The 18,709-nt window shown below is 62.0% G+C and carries 20 protein-coding genes and 1 riboswitch; of the genes, 13 read left to right on the top strand and 7 right to left on the bottom strand.

What is annotated here, in order from left to right; all coding sequences use genetic code 11:
• Positions 1-17 precede the first annotated feature (17 nt).
• The 4 genes from PO860_RS18930 to PO860_RS18915 are packed head-to-tail and all read left to right on the top strand — an operon-like array spanning position 18 to position 3,008.
• Positions 18-902 carry a F0F1 ATP synthase subunit gamma gene (locus PO860_RS18930; RefSeq protein WP_275037941.1) on the top strand — a complete coding sequence of 295 codons (885 nt, stop codon included), beginning with the start codon at positions 18-20 and terminating at the stop codon, positions 900-902.
• Positions 903-925: 23 nt separating this feature from the next.
• A complete protein-coding gene (gene atpD / locus PO860_RS18925; RefSeq protein ID WP_183608654.1) occupies positions 926-2,362 on the top strand; it encodes a F0F1 ATP synthase subunit beta in 1,437 nt (478 codons plus the stop codon).
• Entirely contained in the window at positions 2,362-2,601 is a 240-nt protein-coding gene (locus tag PO860_RS18920) for a hypothetical protein (RefSeq protein WP_183608655.1), read from the top strand. The genes atpD and PO860_RS18920 overlap by 1 nt, the downstream gene beginning before the upstream one ends.
• Complete coding sequence (locus PO860_RS18915) at positions 2,601-3,008, top strand: F0F1 ATP synthase subunit epsilon (protein ID WP_183608656.1); 408 nt, start codon at positions 2,601-2,603, stop codon at positions 3,006-3,008. The genes PO860_RS18920 and PO860_RS18915 overlap by 1 nt, the downstream gene beginning before the upstream one ends.
• A 136-nt stretch (positions 3,009-3,144) precedes the next feature.
• Here the strand turns inward: PO860_RS18915 and PO860_RS18910 are convergent, their stop codons facing one another.
• The 7 genes from PO860_RS18910 to PO860_RS18880 form a co-directional block, all read right to left on the bottom strand.
• Positions 3,145-3,882: a sugar transferase gene (locus tag PO860_RS18910; protein ID WP_272783626.1), complete on the bottom strand. Its 738-nt coding sequence runs from the start codon at positions 3,880-3,882 to the stop codon at positions 3,145-3,147.
• A gap of 162 nt (positions 3,883-4,044) precedes the next feature.
• A complete protein-coding gene (locus tag PO860_RS18905) occupies positions 4,045-5,265 on the bottom strand; it encodes an acyltransferase family protein (RefSeq protein WP_273884491.1) in 1,221 nt (406 codons plus the stop codon).
• A 121-nt stretch (positions 5,266-5,386) separates the two neighbouring features.
• Positions 5,387-6,397, bottom strand: coding sequence for an ABC transporter substrate-binding protein (locus tag PO860_RS18900; RefSeq protein WP_273884492.1), 1,011 nt, complete (start codon positions 6,395-6,397; stop codon positions 5,387-5,389).
• Positions 6,398-6,464: 67 nt separating this feature from the next.
• A complete protein-coding gene (locus PO860_RS18895; protein WP_273884493.1) occupies positions 6,465-7,277 on the bottom strand; it encodes an ABC transporter ATP-binding protein in 813 nt (270 codons plus the stop codon).
• The gene (locus PO860_RS18890) at positions 7,274-8,080 is read right to left on the bottom strand and encodes an ABC transporter permease (RefSeq protein ID WP_183608661.1); all 807 of its coding nucleotides are present in this window, start codon (positions 8,078-8,080) and stop codon (positions 7,274-7,276) included. The genes PO860_RS18895 and PO860_RS18890 overlap by 4 nt, the downstream gene beginning before the upstream one ends.
• 10 nt (positions 8,081-8,090) lie before the next feature.
• The gene (locus PO860_RS18885) at positions 8,091-8,699 is read right to left on the bottom strand and encodes a YkoF family thiamine/hydroxymethylpyrimidine-binding protein (protein WP_272783631.1); all 609 of its coding nucleotides are present in this window, start codon (positions 8,697-8,699) and stop codon (positions 8,091-8,093) included.
• Positions 8,690-8,803, bottom strand: a riboswitch (TPP riboswitch). (Overlaps the previous gene by 10 nt.)
• Positions 8,804-8,968: 165 nt before the next feature.
• Positions 8,969-9,544, bottom strand: a complete 576-nt coding sequence (locus PO860_RS18880; protein WP_273884494.1) for an NADPH-dependent FMN reductase — start codon at positions 9,542-9,544, stop codon at positions 8,969-8,971.
• Between the two features lie 83 nt (positions 9,545-9,627).
• On the opposite strand from PO860_RS18880, the gene soxR reads away from it, so the two are divergent.
• The 9 genes from soxR (at position 9,628) to PO860_RS18835 (ending at position 18,695) form a co-directional block, all read left to right on the top strand.
• A complete protein-coding gene (gene soxR, locus PO860_RS18875; protein ID WP_183608663.1) occupies positions 9,628-10,092 on the top strand; it encodes a redox-sensitive transcriptional activator SoxR in 465 nt (154 codons plus the stop codon).
• A 111-nt stretch (positions 10,093-10,203) separates the two neighbouring features.
• On the top strand, positions 10,204-10,974 hold the full coding sequence (locus PO860_RS18870) for an SDR family NAD(P)-dependent oxidoreductase (protein ID WP_273884495.1): 771 nt from the start codon (positions 10,204-10,206) through the stop codon (positions 10,972-10,974).
• Positions 10,975-11,074: 100 nt separating this feature from the next.
• Positions 11,075-11,416, top strand: a complete 342-nt coding sequence (locus PO860_RS18865) for an ArsR/SmtB family transcription factor (protein ID WP_272783633.1) — start codon at positions 11,075-11,077, stop codon at positions 11,414-11,416.
• Positions 11,417-11,590: 174 nt separating this feature from the next.
• Positions 11,591-12,484 (top strand): LysR family transcriptional regulator, encoded by an 894-nt coding sequence (locus tag PO860_RS18860; protein ID WP_003589869.1) that lies wholly within the window; start codon positions 11,591-11,593, stop codon positions 12,482-12,484.
• 135 nt (positions 12,485-12,619) lie between these two features.
• A complete protein-coding gene (locus PO860_RS18855) occupies positions 12,620-13,099 on the top strand; it encodes a formate dehydrogenase subunit gamma (RefSeq protein ID WP_272783634.1) in 480 nt (159 codons plus the stop codon).
• A complete protein-coding gene (locus PO860_RS18850; protein ID WP_273881441.1) occupies positions 13,096-14,652 on the top strand; it encodes a formate dehydrogenase beta subunit in 1,557 nt (518 codons plus the stop codon). Before PO860_RS18855 ends, PO860_RS18850 begins: the two co-directional genes overlap by 4 nt.
• 66 nt (positions 14,653-14,718) lie before the next feature.
• Complete coding sequence (fdhF, locus tag PO860_RS18845; protein ID WP_273881442.1) at positions 14,719-17,598, top strand: formate dehydrogenase subunit alpha; 2,880 nt, start codon at positions 14,719-14,721, stop codon at positions 17,596-17,598.
• 37 nt (positions 17,599-17,635) lie between these two features.
• The gene (gene fdhD / locus PO860_RS18840; RefSeq protein ID WP_273884496.1) at positions 17,636-18,460 is read left to right on the top strand and encodes a formate dehydrogenase accessory sulfurtransferase FdhD; all 825 of its coding nucleotides are present in this window, start codon (positions 17,636-17,638) and stop codon (positions 18,458-18,460) included.
• Positions 18,450-18,695: a formate dehydrogenase subunit delta gene (locus tag PO860_RS18835; RefSeq protein ID WP_273881443.1), complete on the top strand. Its 246-nt coding sequence runs from the start codon at positions 18,450-18,452 to the stop codon at positions 18,693-18,695. The genes fdhD and PO860_RS18835 overlap by 11 nt, the downstream gene beginning before the upstream one ends.
• Positions 18,696-18,709 lie beyond the last annotated feature (14 nt).

Genomic DNA, 18,709 nt, shown 5'->3' with positions numbered 1-18,709 from the left:
GTTAGGACGGATCACGGATGCCTTCACTTAAGGATCTGAAAAACCGGATCGCCTCCGTCAAGGCGACGCAGAAGATCACCAAGGCGATGAAAATGGTCGCCGCGGCGAAGCTTCGGCGTGCGCAGGAGGCGGCCGAGGCCGCGCGTCCCTATTCGCAGCGCATGGGTGCGGTTCTGGCGAACATCGCCAAGGCCGTCACCGACGCGGACGGCGCACCGACGCTGATGACCGGCACCGGCAAGGACCAGGTTCACCTTTTGGTGGTCTGCACGGCCGAACGCGGTCTCTGCGGCGGCTTCAACTCGCAGATCGCACGTTTCGCCCGCGAACATGTCCGCAGGCTGCTTGCCAAAGGCAAGACGGTGAAGATCTTCACCGTCGGCAAGAAGGGTTACGACATCCTTCGCCGCGAATTCGCTTCGCTGATCATCGAGCGCAAGGAGTTGCGCGACGTCAAGAAGATCGGCTTCGAGAATGCCGACCAGATCGGCAAGCGCATCATCGAGATGTATGACGCCGGCGAATTCGACGTCTGCACGCTGTTCTATTCCGAGTTCAAGTCGGTGATCAGCCAGATCCCGACGGCGCAGCAGCTCATCCCGGCGTCGACGGGTGCGGTGCAGAACGAAGATGCCGCCCATGCAGGCGCCGTCTACGAATATGAGCCGGATCCGGCATCGATCCTCGAAGATCTGATCCCGCGCAACATCTCCGTCCAAATCTTCCGCGCGCTCCTCGAGAACGTCGCAGGCGAAATGGGCGCCAAGATGAGCGCTATGGACAATGCGACGCGTAATGCCGGTGAGATGATCAATAAGCTGACGCTGAGCTACAACCGCCAGCGTCAGGCGCAGATCACCAAGGAACTCATTGAAATCATTTCGGGCGCGGAAGCGCTCTGAGGCTAGGAAAAGAGGGTCAGAAAATGGCTGAGGCAGCTACCCCCAAGATCGGCTCTGTCGGCAGAGTCACCCAGGTTATCGGCGCCGTCGTCGACGTTGCGTTCGAAGGCGAACTGCCGAAGATCCTGAACGCGCTGGAAACCACCAATAACGGCGTCCGTCTGGTTCTCGAAGTTGCGCAGCACCTTGGCGAAAACGAAGTCCGTACCATCGCGATGGACTCGACCGAAGGTCTGGTCCGCGGCCAGGAAGTCGCCGACACCGGCGCTCCGATCCTGGTTCCGGTCGGCAACGAGACGCTCGGCCGCATCATGAATGTCATCGGCGAGCCCGTCGACGAAGCAGGTCCGCTGGTTACCGCTCACAAGCGCGCCATCCACCAGGATGCGCCGTCCTATGTCGAGCAGTCGACGGAAGCGCAGATCCTCGTCACCGGCATCAAGGTCGTCGACCTTCTCGCTCCCTATGCACGCGGCGGCAAGATCGGCCTCTTCGGCGGCGCCGGCGTCGGCAAGACCGTTCTGATCATGGAATTGATCAACAACGTCGCCAAGGCGCATGGTGGTTACTCGGTTTTTGCAGGCGTCGGCGAACGCACCCGCGAAGGCAACGACCTCTATCATGAAATGATCGAATCGAACGTCAACAAGCATGGCGGCGGCGAGGGCTCGAAGGCGGCACTTGTTTACGGTCAGATGAACGAGCCGCCGGGCGCCCGCGCCCGCGTCGCCCTGACCGGCCTGACGGTCGCCGAACACTTCCGCGACCAGGGCCAGGACGTTTTGTTCTTCGTCGATAACATCTTCCGCTTCACCCAGGCAGGTTCCGAAGTGTCGGCTCTGCTCGGCCGCATCCCGTCGGCCGTCGGTTATCAGCCGACGCTCGCAACCGACATGGGCCAGATGCAGGAACGCATCACCACGACGACGACGGGCTCGATCACCTCGGTTCAGGCCATCTACGTTCCGGCCGACGACTTGACCGACCCGGCGCCGGCAACCTCGTTCGCGCACCTTGACGCAACGACGGTTCTGTCGCGCTCGATCGCCGAAAAGGGCATCTATCCGGCCGTCGACCCGCTCGACTCCACCTCGCGCATGCTCGACCCGATGGTCGTCGGCGAAGAGCACTACGAAGTGGCCCGTAAGGTCCAGTCGACACTGCAGCGCTACAAGGCCCTGCAGGACATCATCGCCATCCTTGGCATGGACGAACTGTCCGAAGAGGACAAGATCGCTGTTGCCCGCGCCCGCAAAATCGAGCGTTTCCTGTCGCAGCCGTTCTTCGTCGCCGAAGTCTTCACCGGCTCGCCGGGCAAGCTGGTTGCTCTCGAAGACACGATCAAGGGCTTCAAGGGCCTCGTCAACGGCGAATATGATCACCTGCCGGAAGCCGCCTTCTACATGGTCGGCTCGATGGAAGAAGCGGTCGAAAAGGCCAAGAAGCTCGCAGCTGCTTAATGAGCGACGCGCTGGACGAGATATTCTGCTGCGACTCCCTGAAAGGGGTCGTGGCGGCTCTTCCGGAGCCGGCAGCGCCGACCATCTATCGCGCCGATAACGGCGTGCTGATGATGGTGGTGGGGCTGATCCAGAGCGAGGAAGGCCTCGGTTATCTCGACCAAGCGATAATGCACTGCCCGTTCTGCGGGACTAAATTGCAAGATGCGAAAGCCATAGCCGAGAAGGTAAGTCACTGATGGCTGACAATTTCAACTTTGAGCTCGTTTCGCCGGAGCGTCTGCTGCTGTCGGAGATGGTGACCGAGGTCGTCATTCCCGCGACTGAAGGCGAAATGACCGTGATGGCGCACCATGCGCCGACGATGACCACGATCAAGCCGGGTGTCGTGAGCGTGCGTTCGGCTTCCGGCAAGAAGCAGGACTATGTGGTGTTCGGTGGTTTTGCCGATATCCTGCCGACCGGCTGCACATTGCTTGCCGAGTCCGCCGTTCCGGTCGAGGAGCTCCACAAGGACGAACTGACCCGCCGAATCGAGGCCGCCCGCAAGGAACTCGAACATGCGGAGCTGCACGAGCACAAGTCGAAGCTCGAGCACTTCATCATGGAAATGACGCATCTGAGCGGCATCGTCCAACAGGATTGATCGGCAACCGACTGCGACGATCAAAGGCGGCCGCAACAGCCGCCTTTTTTGTGTTCATTTATCTGTCGGCATACGGCAGAGAGCGCCCATCGGGCGGCGCCAGGACCGCTTATCTCTGGCAGCGATGGCGGATATCTCAGAAGCCGGTGCCGCCGCGCAGCTCGATAGCGATCGTCTTGAGCAGGATCTTCAAGTCGAGCAGCAGGCTGAAATTCCTGACATAGTAAATATCGCAGGCGATGCGGGCGCGGGCTTGAAGCGGTCGCGCCGTCGGGCCGCGCCATCCGCGTGTCTGCGCAAGACCGGTAATGCCGGGACGCATGATGTGGCGATGATGATAGTCGGGCACCAGTTCTTCGTAGAGCCGGCCGGCTGCCCGCATGTTGATGGCGTGGCAGCGCGGGCCGACCAGCGACATGTCGCCCCTGAGGACGTTCAGAAGCTGCGGCAGTTCGTCGATATTGGTCTTGCGGAGCACCGCACCGATGCCTGTCACCCGGCTGTCGCCCTTGACCGTCTGTTGGATGCCACTCGGATCGCAAGCTTCGGCGCGCATCGTTCGGAACTTGAAGACCGTGATCTTCTGGCCGTTCAGTCCCCAGCGAATCTGGCGGAAAAGCACTGGCCCGCCGTCGTCGAGCTTGATGAAGAGCGCGATCGCCAGAAAAAACGGCGCCAGCACAATGAGGGCGCTGACCGAGGCGACGATGTCGATCAAACGCTTCACGCTGAGCTGCACAGCCATCTTTCTTTCAACAAGGGAAAAGCTATCGGGCTGGCGAATGTTGGAATTCGCGATAACCAGGGACCTGGTTTTGTCCTGACGCTGAGACGGGTCGAAGCGTGAATTCGTCTTCGAAGTAAAAGCATTCATTACGCAAGGCCCACAAGATGCGATACTGAACTGCACAGAGACAGATACATGGTCACGTATCGTTTGTCATCGGGATAAATAAGAATTCCGTAACCCTAAAGAAACCAAAAATGGGAGTATTGCGCGTTAACCTTAATGCCTCTAGTTGAGGTGTCGGGAGATTTATACTTTGAAAGGAGTAGCCCGATTGGATTGGCGGGATGTCAGGCGGTTTCCGACAGTGATGGCCGGTTTTTCCAGCAGGGTGTAGCTGAGGTTTGCAACCAGCAGCACAAGCGCTGCCGCCAGCCCGCAGGACTGCAGCCAGCCGATGACGACATTTTCCGAGGCAGCGCCGAACGAGCCCGGATCGAGCCTCTGGATCGATATCAGGATGATTTCCTGCCAGATATAGATGCCGAAGGAGATCCTGGCGATGTAGCGGACAGGAGCATTGTCGAGCAGCCTGCCCAGGTATCGCGAATGGCAGAGCGAAACGAGCGCCGTTGCGATTGCCAGCGGAAAAACCGGGAAGCCGTAGGGGATTTCGAGCCAGCCATAAGCTTCGGGGGTGCCGCCGGGCGATATGACGAGGCGGTAGCCGGCAATGGCGAGGGCCAGCAGCGCCGCGGCATCGAACCAGGCGGAGGGCCTTTTGGGGAGCACGACCTCGACCCCGGCGGCCAGCGCGCCGAGGGCGAAGATGGCGAAGAAGCCGATCGGATTATAGCGCGGCATCCATTCCTTCGCCCCGCCCTGGAGGCCGTATTGCCAGCCGCGCCCGATGTCGTCGAGCGGAAACAGGGTGAGGATCAGCAGATGGGCCAGGAGCACGCCTGTGATGACGCAAAGCCAGGCGAAGCGGGCGAGCAACGGACGCTGCCTGAGGACGGGCAAACGAAACAGCAGGAAAAAGCAGAGCGGCAGCAGCACATAGCTGGTGACCTCGAAGGGAATCGACCAAAGCGGGCCGTCGCCTTCGACAGGAAAGAAGGTGCGCCAATGCCACTGGCTCATGAACAGCAGCCCGGAGAGGTAGCGGAGCGCAAGCTCCGGCGTCAGCGGCAGGGCCAGCAGCGTCAGGCTGAGGGCGAAGCTGATGGTCGCGGCGAACCAGAAGCCCGGAGCGATGCGCGCCGCCCGGCGGATCGTGTAATGCCGGAGGCTCGGCATGTTGCTGCCGTCGTCGAGCGCGCGCCAGAAGGGATGGGCAAGAAGAAAGCCGCTGAGCACGAAAAAGATGGCGACGCCGAAATTGCCGAAGCGGAGGATGTTTGCGGTTGGCCCCAGTTCGTCGGGAATTCTGCGCATATCCAGCCGCAGCGCGAGATGATGGGCAAACACCAGCAGACAGGCCGTCGCGCGCAGAAAGTCCGCCCCGGCCAGTCTCTGCTGTTGTCGCATCTTATCTCCCGCCCTGCCCGGAGCATGATGCCGAAAAGCGTGAGCGGTTTTCGGACGACATCATGCTCCGGGTCTCAGACTTTGCAGCGGAAAGCTGCGACGGGCAAGGCAGGCGTTGGGCTTAGTCGAGAAGTTCGTTGGTATAATAGGTGGAAAAGTCCGGCTTCTCCTTAAGCGCGGCGCCATTCGCGTCGACCAGAATGCCATTCTCGAGCAGGAAGCCGCCGAGGGCCTCGGCCTTTGCCGGGTCGAGCTTACCGATCACGCCGGCCTCGGATTTCAGGAAGTGCCCCTCGATCAATGCCTTCTGAGAGGCTTTTACCAGGTCCGTATTCATCAGTGCGCCGTTGCTTCCGGAGATCAGCAGGTCGCAGGCTTCGTCGGGATGGTCGACGGAGTAGGCATAGCCCTTTCGCGTGGCCTGGATGAAGGCGCGGGCGTGTTCCCGGTTTGCCGAGAGATAGGCGTCGCTAGAGACGATGACCGTCGTCTGCTCGTCGGGAATGCCATAATCGGAATAGTGGAAACGGCCGATCTTCCGGTTTTCCAACTCGGCGGCGATGCCTTCCCAGGTGTAGATCTCCAGCGTGAAATCGATCGAGCCATTGTCCAGCGCCTCGTAAGCGGAGGTGCCGAGGGTGACGGTCTTGACCTCGCCCTTGCCGCCGTCATTGCGGATCATCGCGGAGATCAGCGCGCTCTCCCAGGTGCCGCCGAAGCCGCCATAGGTCTTGCCGTCGAGATCCTTGGGGCTCTTGATGTCGTCGCGTCCGCCCTTGAAGATCAGCCGCGCAGTTTCCGTCTGAACGACGCCATAGACCATCTTCACGTCACCGCCGCCGGCGCGCTGGGTCAGGGTCTCGATCTCGCTGCTGATGCCGAAATCGGCAACGCCGTTCGACACCAGCGTTCCGGCGCTGGTGTCGGTGAAGGGAAGAATTTCGACATCGAGTCCGGCCGCCTCATAGAAGCCCTTGGCCTTGGCGACATAGATGCCGATATGGTTGGTGTTGGGCGTCCAGTCGAGCGCGATGCGGACCTTTGCGGGCGCCGATTGGGCGAAGGCGGTGCGGCCGGCGAGGCTTGCCGCGATGGCGGCGACGATCGTCTGGCGGCGGGTGAGAAGCAGCATGGTGACCTCCTCAGGTCTCTGGAGCATGATGCCGAAAAGTATGAGCGGTTTTCGGACGCATCATGCTCTAACTCTTTAAATTAGAACAGGATTCAGATTTTAGGCCGGCCGGCCTAAAATCATCCTGTTGCAGCGGATGAAGCAGGGTTTGCAGGATTTCGGTTTCAATCGCCTGGGCCGCCGGCGAGCCGAGGTCGGCGATGCTTCTCGGGCGGGGCAGGGGAACGCGGAATTCGCGGATGATACGCGCCGGACGGGCCGAAAGCACGTAGATCCGGTCGGAGAGGAACACCGCTTCGCGAACGTCGTGGGTGATCAGCAGTGCCGTCCAGCGGTGTTCGGTCCACATGCCCTGCAGCCATTCCTGGATCTGCGTGCGCGTCAGCGCGTCGAGCGCGCCGAAGGGCTCGTCGAGCAGCAGCATGTCCTGGGTCTGGACGACGGTGCGCAGCAGCGCGGCGCGCTGGCGCATGCCGCCGGAGAGTTCGGAGGGATAGTGGTGTTCGAAGCCGGCAAGACCGAAGCTCTCGAACAAAGGCGCCACAGTGGCGCGGGCCGCGCGGCGGCTCATGCCTTTCACCTCGAGGCCGAGTGCCGCATTGTCGATGATCCGGCGCCAGGGCATCAGCGCATCGCGCTGCGGCATGAAGGCAAAGGAATGCGGCGCCTGTTCCAGCGGCACGCCGTTGAAAAGCATGGTGCCGGAATCGGGGCGCAGCGCCTGCGTCAGCAATCGCAGCACCGTCGATTTTCCGGTGCCGGACGGGCCGACGATCGAAACGAACTCGCCGTCTGCGACCGCAAGCGAAATATCGCCCAGCACCTTCATGCCGTCGAAGGACTTCGAGATATTGCCGAGTTCAAGCATTGTTTTGTTCATCGCCGCCGCTCCCCGGATGGCTGCCAGGGCATGACCAGGCGCTGGATCAATAACGTCAGCCCGAAGAGGCAGAGTGTCAGCACGGCGCTGACGACGACGGCGGCGAGCACCAGATCGGGGCGGAAATTGTTCTTGGCGTTGAGGATATAGATGCCGAGGCCGCGGGCGGCGCCGGCATATTCGGCAAAGATCGCGCCGACGACGGCATAGGTGATCGAGATTCTGAGGCCGGCGAAGAAATAGGGCAGCGCCGAGGGAAACCGTGCCAGACGGAAAATGCGCCAGCGGCTCGCCTTCATCGAGTTCAGCAATTCGGCGATGTCGCGGTCGGTCGATTCATAGCCCTGCAGCAGGGCGACGAGCAGTGGAAAGAAGGTGACGAGGGCCACCAGCAGGACCTTCGGCAACAGGCCGAAACCGAACCAGAGGACGACGAGGGGGGCGATCGCCACCAGCGGCAGGGTCTGACTGGCGATGAAGATCGGCAGCAATGCCCGGCGCATGAAGGGCATGAAATCCATCAGGATCGATGAGACGAAGGCGAAGGCCAGCGACAGCGCGAAACCGCCGAGTGTCGCACCCAGCGTCGGCCAGGTGTTTGATATCAGCGCCTCGCGGTTCAGCCAGCCCTGGATGACGATGCGCGACGGCGCCGGCAGGATGGACGGTTTGATCCCGGAGAGATCGACATAGAGCTCCCAGGCTGCCAAAAAGGCGCAGCCGGCGAGCAGAGCGGGTATGCTCCGGTAGAGAGCCGCGCGGAGCGCGGCAAGACGCGAATCCGATGGTGGTAGCGTTGTCATCAGCGTTCGATCAGGCTTTCGTCGGGCTATTGGCTGACACTGTGATATCGAGGGTCACATGTCCCTCCGGGTCGCCGAAGCAATAAAAGGCTTCACGAATGGTTGCAAAGACGGCACCGGCATCGCCCGAGAGCCTGGTGCAGAAATTTTTGGCGCGGTCGAAGGTACCGGAGCGTTTCAGGAAGTCGATGCAGCCATAGATCTCGTCCATATGGGTCCCGGTTCCCATGACATAGAGCGAGAATTGCGCAGCGGTCGGCTGCCCGGTTTCGGCAGTGGTTTCTACGGCGGCAAGTCCTGCCGTTATACGGTCGGCAAGCGGTTCTGCCTGACCGAGGGCGGGGTTGACCCCGCAGATGGCGTCGTCGGGCTCGCCGGGGCAGCCGCGTGAAACGGCGGCGGACAGCACGCAATGCTCGCCGGTCCGGGCGGCGGCGGCGAAAAGATCGTGCATGGCGGCGAAGAGAATGTCAGGCGGGCCGACCAGCAGTGTGGAGATGTCGTCGGTCTCGATCCGCAGCCGGTCGCGATAGGGATCGAGCGCCTTGACGGCATCGAGAATGATGCCGACGAAATTGCCGGACATCGGATAGAGTGACACTTGTGCGCCTGAAAACATCTGAACCTCGCTCCGCTGGCATTACCCAGATCAGCTTTGAAGGGTCCGGAAGCCTGCGCCTCGCATCTCAGCCCCGGCAATACGGAGCTCCCCTGTTAATCGGCGCGGAAACTACCACCGGGGTTTTCTTCCCGCAACCGCAAAAATTGCCAACCCGTCCGCATGGTCGGGATGAGGCTGGCATGATCGGAAAACACCCGGACGGAAGTCCTGTCCGGGTGTCCCCAGAGGTTCCGTACCTGCCGGGAACGGAACCGGAGCCCTTCGTTTCAGGCGGCGATATCGGCGTAGGGATGATCGCCGCGCGCGGCAATGAGCGCCCGTGTCCACCATTCCAGCCGCGCCATCATCCGGTCGAGCGTGTGCAGAGCGTCGCTCGGATCGTCAAGCCGTCCGGCGACGTCGAAGCGGCTCCATGGCGCGGAAAAGCTGACCGAATCGCGGACGGTGACGGCATGGAGTTCCGCAAAGACGAGCCGTAATTGCTCGACCGCGCGCAAGCCACCGGAGATGCCGCCATAGGAAACAAAGGCGACCGGCTTGCCCTGCCAGGGCTCGAAAAACAGATCGATGGTCGATTTCAACGCGGCGCTGAAGCTGTGATTGTATTCCGGCGTGACGATGATGAAGGCGTCGGCCATGCCGAGCCGCCCGGCGAGCCTGTCGATTTCGGGGTGCGCCATGTCGCGGTCGGGCGGCAGCGCAAAATCCAGTGGATCGATGATGTCGATTTCGAATTGCGGGAAGCGGACGAGCTCCTGCGTCAGCCATTTGACCACCCGGTCGCAGATGCGGCCCTTTCTTGTGCTTCCGTAGATCACCGCCAGCCTGATGGATGTTTTCATGCGTCGCTCCTTCTCGCGATTGGGCTTTACGATTGCTGGAGCAAGGCTTATAAGACCTCAACTAATCTTGAGGTCAAGAGGCGATGGATACAATTCCGGCAACGCCGCTCGGCAAGCTGCTGACGGTCGGCGAAGTGGCGGAGCGCAGCGGCCTGGCCGTCTCGGCGCTGCACTTCTACGAAACCAAGGGGCTGATTTCGAGCATTCGCACCCGCGGCAACCAGCGCCGCTACGGGCGCGATGTGCTGCGCCGGCTCGGCATCATCAAGGTGGCGCAGCGTGTCGGCATTCCGCTTTCGGAAATCCAGGCGGCGTTCGAATCCCTGCCGCAGGGGCGTACGCCCACGATCGCCGACTGGCAGAGCCTGTCGGCACTCTGGAAAGACGATCTCGACGCGCGAATCAGGCGGCTGAGCCTGCTGCGCGACCGTCTGACCGGCTGCATCGGCTGTGGCTGCCTGTCGATTGAAAGCTGTCCGTTGCGCAATCCCTGCGACCGGCTCGGCAAGGAGGGACCGGGCGCGCGGCTTCTGGAGACCGAAAACTAAACCCTGGTCTTCCCCGGGAAAGATCGACGCCTGCCTTTCTTTCGGTCGGCGCGCTCATATGTTAAGGGCGAGTGGCGCAACCGGCGGCACTGTCCGCGAGGAGGACGGCTCGTGTTTCATCCCAGACTGTTCGAAAATCGCAATGTCGTCGTGACCGGCGCCGGCCGCGGCATCGGTCTCGAAGTCGCCCGGCAGTTTCTCGACTGCGGCGCGAAGGTGATCGTCCATACCGGGCGCAAGCCGGGACGGGATCTGCCGGATTTTCTGCTGACGGCTGAATCAGAAAGACGGGCGCTGCTGCTGCATGCCGATTTCTCTGCCGTCGGCGGGGCGTCGCAATTTGCAGAAGATGTTCTCGCTTTCTTCGACAGGGTGCACGTGCTCGTCAACAATGCCGGCACCATGCTTGGCCGTTTCCCCGCCGCCACGCTGACCGATGTGGAATATGAGGCGGTCATACGGCTCAACCAGACGTCGGTGGTGGCGCTGACGCGCGCATTGCTGCCGGCATTGAAGGCGGCCGAGGGCGCCGCCATTGTCAACACCGTCTCGATTTCGGCGCTGACCGGCGGCAGCCCCGGCTCCTCGATCTATTCGGCCTCGAAAGCCTTTGTTGCGACCTATTCCAAGGCGCTTGCCCGCGAGCTTGCCCCGGATGCAATCCGCGTCAACTGCGTCTCGCCGGGAACGATCGAGACGGATTTCCACGAGCGCTATTCCTCCCGCGAAAAGCTGGAGCAGACGAGAAAATCCATCCCCCTGCAACGGCTCGGCACGGCGGAGGATTGTGCTCCCGCCTATCTTTTCCTGGCGGCTCCCTCGCTCTCGGGCTACATCACCGGCCAGGTGATCGAGATCAATGGCGGTCAGCTTATCTGCTGATTTGCTTGGACCTTTTTTGGCATTTCGTCATTTTGACGAATTCGATTGTGCGAATATGCTATTGTGCTGATCTACCCATCGCCTCCCTTCGAGATACCGAATGCCGTTGCCCAAACCCAAGCCGGGGATGACCGGCCAGGAATTGCACACACTCGCTGGAAAAGCCCATGAAGCGAGCGACCTGTTGAAAGCGCTGGCGCACCAGACCCGACTGCTCATCCTCTGCATATTGGCGAGCGAGGAGCGGACGGTCAGTGAAATCGAACATATTCTCGGTATACAGCAGGCAATGGTCTCGCAGCAGCTGGCGCGTTTGAGGCTCGAAGGCCTGGTCAATACGCGCCGCCAGGGCAGGCTGGTATATTACAGCATCGGCAATGTCAGCGTGCTCGCCTTCCTCGAATCGCTGTTCGATCTTTTTCCGATTGCAGAAAACTTTTAAAGCACGTCGCGCAAAACTGTGCGGCGGTCTGCGATAGTGACATACGAGACAATAAAGACCCAAAGCGCGAGAAGCGAATCTGAAAGATCGGGACGCGCTTTGGCGACCCGCCCTTGCGGAGCACGGCTGCTACGTCGAAGATAAGGCCGGACGCGAAATGTCGCGGGAGACCGGATGATCGACAAGCTGGAATTCTTCATCGCCCTTGCCAATGAAAAACATTTCGGCCGCGCCGCCGAGGAGTGCGGGATTTCGCAGCCGACCCTTTCGGCCGCCATCCGGCAGCTTGAGGATCAATTGGGCGTCATGCTGGTGCAGCGCGGCTCGCGGTTCCAGGGGTTGACGCCGGAGGGGCAGCGCGTGCTCGAATGGGCCAGGCGCATCGTCGGCGACGCCCGCACCATGCGCGAGGAAATGCGCGCCGCCCGCCGCGGCCTTTCCGGCCACATCCGCCTCGCCGCCATTCCGACGGCGCTCGCCATGCTGTCGCGCATCACCACGCCGTTTCAGGAACGGCATCCCGGCGTGACCTTCTCGATTGTCTCGCGCAATTCGCTGCAGGTGCTGAGCATGCTCGAAAACCTCGAAATCGATGCCGGCATCACCTATCTCGAAAACGAGCCGCTCGGCCGTGTCACGAGCGTTCCGCTCTATGCCGAGCGCTATCATCTGATCACGGCTGCAGGCAGCCCGTTGTCGGATCGCGACAATGTGACCTGGAAGGAGGTCGGCGATCTTCGGCTCTGTCTATTGACGGCCGACATGCAGAACCGCCGAATCATCAATCGGCACCTGACGGAGGCAGGCGCAACCGTGCATCCGACCCTCGAATCCAATTCGATGATCGTGCTGTTCTCGCATGTTCGGACCGGACGCTGGGCGAGCATCATGCCGCGCAATGTCGCCAAATCTTTTGGTTTTCCGGTGGAAATCCGCATGATCCCGATCGTCGAGCCGGAGGCGCATCATCTGGTCGGCCTTGTTGCGCCTTATCGCGAACCTTTTACGCCGCTCGTGTCGGCCTTGCTGCACGAAGCCAGAGTGCTCGTGCAGGACGAGGAACTTTGATAGGAAAAACCTATCAATCGACGTGATAGCGTTATTGATCGCCAGCGGCTTCCTTGAGATGCTGCCCGAGGAATAGCACTCAGGCTGGAGGAGGCCGCCATTCCGCAACGAGCAAGCCGTCGGGAGGGCTGCCTTATGACCATTCATATCGCCGAAGGCGATATTGCCGCGCGCACTCGTGCCATCATCGCCGATCTTCGCTTCCTCGAAGGGCCGCTGCTTCCCATTCTGCACGAGGTTCAGGAAGAATTCGGCTATGTGCCGCGGGAAGCCGTTCCTGTGATCGCGGAGGAACTGAACCTCTCCCGCGCCGAAGTGCATGGCGTGGTGACCTTCTATCATGATTACCGCGACCATGCCGCCGGCCGGCATGTGCTGAAGCTCTGTCGTGCCGAGGCCTGTCAGTCGATGGGCGGAGATGCGGTGGCCGAGCGCGTCAAGACGCTGCTCGGCATCGATTTTCACCAGACGACGCTCGACGGCAGCGTGACGCTGGAGCCGGTCTACTGTCTCGGGCTCTGCGCCTGCGCCCCGTCGGCGATGCTCGACGGCGAGGTCTATGGCCGGATCGACGACCAGATGGCGGCGGAACTCGTTGCGGAGGCACGCCGATGACGGTCAGGATATATGTTCCGCGCGATGCCGCAGCGCTGGCGCTCGGGGCCGAAAAGGTGGCAAAGGCGATTGCCCAGGAGATCGCCGCCCGCGGCCTCGATGCCGAGATCGTGCGCAACGGCTCGCGCGGAATGTTCTGGCTGGAGCCGCTTGTTGAGGTCGAAGTCGCCGGCAAGCGCATCGGCTACGGACCGGTGAAGGCTGGGGATGTGCCTGCTCTGTTCGACGCCGGGATCTTCAATGGCGGCGATCATCCGCTCTGTCTCGGGGAGGTTGAAGACCTCCCGTTCCTGAAAGGACAAACCCGCCTGACCTTCGCCCGCTGCGGCGTCATCGATCCGCTCTCGCTGGCGGATTACGAGGCGCATGGCGGCCTTGCCGGCCTTCGCCGCGCCGTTTCGATGGCATCAGCCGATATCGTCAAGGAAGTCACCGATTCCGGCCTGCGCGGACGCGGCGGTGCGGGTTTCCCGACCGGCATCAAATGGAAGACCGTCCTCGATGCTGGCGGCGACCGCAAATATATCGTCTGCAACGCCGATGAGGGCGACAGCGGCACCTTTGCCGACCGGATGATCATGGAGGGCGATCCCTTCGTGCTGATCGAGGGCATGGCGATCGCGGGACTTGCCACCGGCGCCACCAAGGGCTTCGTCTACACGCGTTCGGAATATCCGCATGCGATCGCTGTGATGACCGCGGCCATCGGCATCGCCCGGCAGGCCGGGATACTCGGCCTGTCGGTGCTCGGCTCCGGCCGCGTCTTCGATATGGAGGTACGCACCGGCGCCGGCGCCTATGTCTGCGGCGAGGAGACAGCCCTGCTGAACAGCCTCGAAGGCAAGCGCGGCGTCGTGCGCGCCAAGCCGCCATTGCCGGCGCATAAAGGGCTGTTTAACTGTCCGACCGTTATCAACAACGTGATCTCGCTCGCTTCCGTGCCCGTCATCATGGAGAAGGGCGCCGCCTTCTATCGCGATTTCGGCATGGGCCGCTCGCGTGGCACGATCCCGCTGCAGATTGCCGGCAATGTGCGATATGGCGGTCTTTACGAAACAGCTTTCGGCCTTTCGCTCGGCGATATCGTCGACAGGATCGGCGGCGGCACGGCAACGGGACGACCGGTCAAAGCCGTGCAGGTCGGCGGACCGCTCGGGGCCTATTTCCCGCGGGCGCTGTTCGACACGCCGTTCGATTACGAAGCTTTCGCCGCCAAAGACGGGCTCATCGGTCATGCCGGCATCGTCGTCTTCGACGAGACGGCCGACATGCTGAAGCAGGCGCGTTTCGCCATGGAATTCTGCGCGGTGGAAAGTTGCGGCAAGTGTACACCCTGCCGCATCGGCTCGACGCGCGGCGTCGAGACAGCCGACAAGATCGCGCAGGGCATCGAGCCGGAGAAGAACCGGGCGCTGCTGGCCGATCTCTGCAATACGATGAAATTCGGCTCGCTCTGCGCACTCGGCGGCTTCACCCCCTATCCGGTCATGAGCGCCATGACGCATTTCCCGGAGGATTTTTCGCCGGCGCCGATGGTGGAGGCGGCTGAGTGATGTCCTTCAAAGTTACAGCCGCACGCCCTGACTTGCTCAATTCCATATCCGTACAGGAGGCCGACCATGTCACTCATCCATGAAATCGACTACGGCACTCCCGCTTCGAAATCCGAAACCATGGTGACGCTCACTATCGATGGGCAGCAGATCAGCGTGCCGGAAGGCACTTCGATCATGCGCGCCTCGATGGAGGCCGGCATCCAAGTGCCGAAGCTCTGCGCCACCGACATGGTCGACGCCTTTGGCTCCTGCCGGCTCTGTCTCGTCGAGATCGAGGGCCGCGCCGGCACGCCGGCCTCCTGCACGACGCCGGTGGCGGCAAACATGGTCGTGCACACCCAGACGGGGCGGCTGAAGGACATCCGCCGCGGCGTGATGGAGCTTTATATCTCCGACCATCCGCTTGACTGTCTGACCTGCGCGGCCAACGGCGATTGCCAATTGCAGGACATGGCCGGCGCCGTCGGCCTGCGCGACGTCCGCTACGGCTACGAAGGCGACAACCACGTCAAGGCGCGCAACAACGGCGATATCAATCTGAAATGGATGCCGAAGGACGAGTCCAACCCCTATTTCACCTATGATCCCTCCAAGTGCATCGTCTGTTCGCTCTGCGTGCGTGCCTGCGAAGAAGTGCAGGGAACCTTTGCGCTGACGATCGAGGGACGTGGTTTCGGCTCGCGCGTTTCATCGGGCGCGCACGAAAATTTCATCGAATCCGAATGCGTCTCCTGCGGCGCCTGTGTCCAGGCCTGCCCGACGGCGACGCTGACGGAGAAGTCGGTGATAGAGATCGGCCAGCCCGAGCATTCGGCCGTCACCACCTGCGCCTATTGCGGCGTCGGCTGCTCCTTCAAGGCTGAGATGCGCGGCGAGGAACTGGTGCGTATGGTGCCGTGGAAAGACGGCCAGGCCAATCGCGGCCATTCCTGCGTCAAGGGTCGCTTTGCCTACGGCTATTCCACCCACAAGGACCGCATCCTCAACCCGATGATCCGCGAAAAGGTCAGCGATCCCTGGCGGGAGGTGAGCTGGGACGAGGCCTTCGCACATGTGGCGTCGGAGTTCCGCCGGATCCAGTACCAATACGGCCGCGAGGCGATCGGCGGCATCACCTCCTCACGCTGCACCAATGAGGAAACCTACCTGGTGCAGAAGCTGGTCCGCGCCGGTTTCGGCAACAACAATGTCGATACCTGCGCCCGCGTCTGCCATTCGCCGACCGGCTACGGTCTCGGCCAGACATTCGGAACTTCGGCCGGCACACAGAATTTCGACAGCATCGAGCAGTCGGATGTCGTGGTCATCATCGGCGCCAATCCGACGGATGGCCATCCGGTCTTCGCCTCGCGGCTGAAGAAGCGGCTGCGCCAAGGGGCCAAGCTCATCGTCATCGATCCGCGCCGCACCGATATCGTCCGGTCGCCGCATATCGAGGCTTCCTACCACCTGCCGCTGAAGCCGGGCACCAATGTCGCGGTCATGACAGCGCTGGCGCATGTGATCGTCACCGAAGGGCTTTATGACGAGAGGTTCATCCGCGAGCGCTGCGACTGGTCGGAATTCGAGGACTGGGCCGCCTTCGTCGCCGAACCGCAGCACAGTCCCGAAGAGACGGAAATCTTCACCGGCGTGCCGGCGGCGGATCTGCGCGGTGCGGCAAGACTCTATGCCAAGGGCGGCAATGGCGCGCTCTACTACGGCCTCGGCGTCACCGAACACAGCCAGGGCTCGACCACGGTCATGGCGATCGCCAACCTGGCGATGGCTACCGGCAATATCGGCCGTCCCGGCGTCGGCGTGAATCCGCTGCGCGGCCAGAACAACGTGCAGGGTTCCTGCGACATGGGCTCCTTCCCGCACGAACTGCCGGGCTACCGGCACATTTCCGACGATGCGACGCGCGATATCTTCGAAAAGCTCTGGGGCGTGAAAATCAACAATGAGCCGGGCTTGCGCATTCCGAACATGCTGGATGCGGCGGTCGACGGCTCGTTCAAGGGGCTTTACGTTCAGGGCGAGGACATTCTCCAGTCCGATCCCGATACCAAACATGTGGCGGCCGGGCTCGCGGCGATGGAATGCGTCGTCGTGCAGGACCTCTTCCTCAACGAGACCGCCAATTACGCCCATGTCTTCCTGCCGGGCTCGACCTTCCTCGAGAAGGACGGAACCTTCACCAATGCCGAGCGCCGCATCAACCGCGTGCGTAAGGTGATGTCGCCGCGCAACGGCCTTGGCGACTGGGAGGTAACCCAGAAGCTTGCCCAGGCGATGGGGCTCGACTGGAATTATGCCCATCCGTCAGAGATCATGGACGAGATTGCCGCGACGACGCCGAGTTTCGCCCTGGTGTCCTACGACTACCTCGAGAAGATGGGCTCGGTGCAGTGGCCGTGCAACGAGAAGAACCCGCTCGGCTCGCCGATCATGCACGTCAACGGCTTCGTGCGCGGCAAGGGCAAGTTCATCCGCACCGAATATGTGGCGACCGACGAGCGCACCGGCCCGCGCTTCCCGCTGCTGCTCACCACCGGCCGCATCCTCAGCCAGTACAATGTCGGGGCGCAGACGCGGCGGACCGAGAATGTCGTCTGGCATGCGGAAGACCTTCTGGAAATCCATCCCCACGACGCCGAGCAGCGCGGCGTTCGCGATGGCGACTGGGTGAAGCTCGGCAGCCGCTCCGGCGACACGACGCTCCGGGCACTGATCACTGATCGTGTGGCGCCCGGTGTGGTTTATACGACCTTCCATCATCCCAATACGCAGGCGAACGTCATCACCACCGATTTCTCCGACTGGGCGACCAACTGCCCGGAATATAAGGTGACGGCGGTGCAGGTTTCGCCCTCCAACGGGCCGAGCGACTGGCAGTTGGAATATGACGAGCAGGCACGGCAAGCGCGCCGCATTGCCGGCAAGCTCGAGGCCGCGGAGTGATGATGCGGGGGCGGCTCTGTCAGCAGGAACGCGCATCATGACCTTCACCGTCACCGCCGCCGCTCCCGAAACCGCTTGCCGCAATGGCATTATGCACACCGGCTCTCGCATCGTGCCGGAAGAAGTGCCGATCGCTTTTTCCTATGGCGGCAGTTCGCATGCGGTGATGATGGCAACGCCTGCAGATCTCGAGGATTTTGCCGTCGGCTTCAGCCTGACCGAAGGGATCATCACTGAGCGGGCCGAGATATCGGGCATCGAGGTCATCGAGGGGGAGCAGGGCATCGATGTGCAGGTAAGCCTTGTCGACGATGTCGCCGATCAGCTGCGGGCACGGCGTCGCAGTATGGCGGGGCCGGTCGGCTGCGGGCTCTGCGGCATCGAATCGATCGAGCAGGCGGTGCGGCCGGTGCCCGATGTCTCGGCATCGCCGCTGTCGCTGTCGCACGCGGATATCGTGCGGGCCGTTTCGCTTTTGAACGAGGCGCAGCCGCTGCATCGCGAGACGCGGGCGGTGCATGGCGCCGGGTTCTATCTTCCCGGCAGGGGATTGATGGCGGTGCGCGAAGATGTCGGCCGGCACAATGCGCTGGACAAGCTCTGCGGCGCCATCATCCGCGCCGGCAAAAGAGGCGGGGACGGCGCCGTCGTCGTCACCAGCCGGCTTTCGGTCGAAATGGTGCAGAAGGCGGCCATTCTCGGCAGCCCCGTGCTCATCGCCATTTCAGCGCCGACGGCGCTGGCCATCCGCACGGCCGAAGAGGCCGGCATGACGCTCGTCGCTTTGGTGCGCGGCGAGGATTTCGAGATTTTCACCCACCCGCACCGCATTTCGCCCGGAAACATCGCCGATGTCGCATGATACCAAGACCAAGCTCGTCTATATGGCAAACCAGATCGCCACCTTCTTCAAGAGCCAGCCGGCAAACGAAGCCGTGGAGGGTGTCGCCAACCATATCAACAAATTCTGGGAGCCGCGCATGCGGCGGCAATTGTTCGAAATTCTGGAGAATGAGGAGAACGGCCTGGATGCGTTGGTGCTACAGGCTGCTCCTCTGATCCGAAAGCCGGAGCCGGCAACAAACCAAGTCCGGTAATCAGGATCGGCGCA

It is taken from the genome of Rhizobium binxianense (genome assembly GCF_028994275.1).
In the GTDB taxonomy this organism is placed as follows: Bacteria; Pseudomonadota; Alphaproteobacteria; order Rhizobiales; family Rhizobiaceae; genus Rhizobium; species Rhizobium binxianense.
Note: the sequence above shows the minus strand (reverse complement) of the source record. Positions and strands in the feature narration are given on the sequence as shown.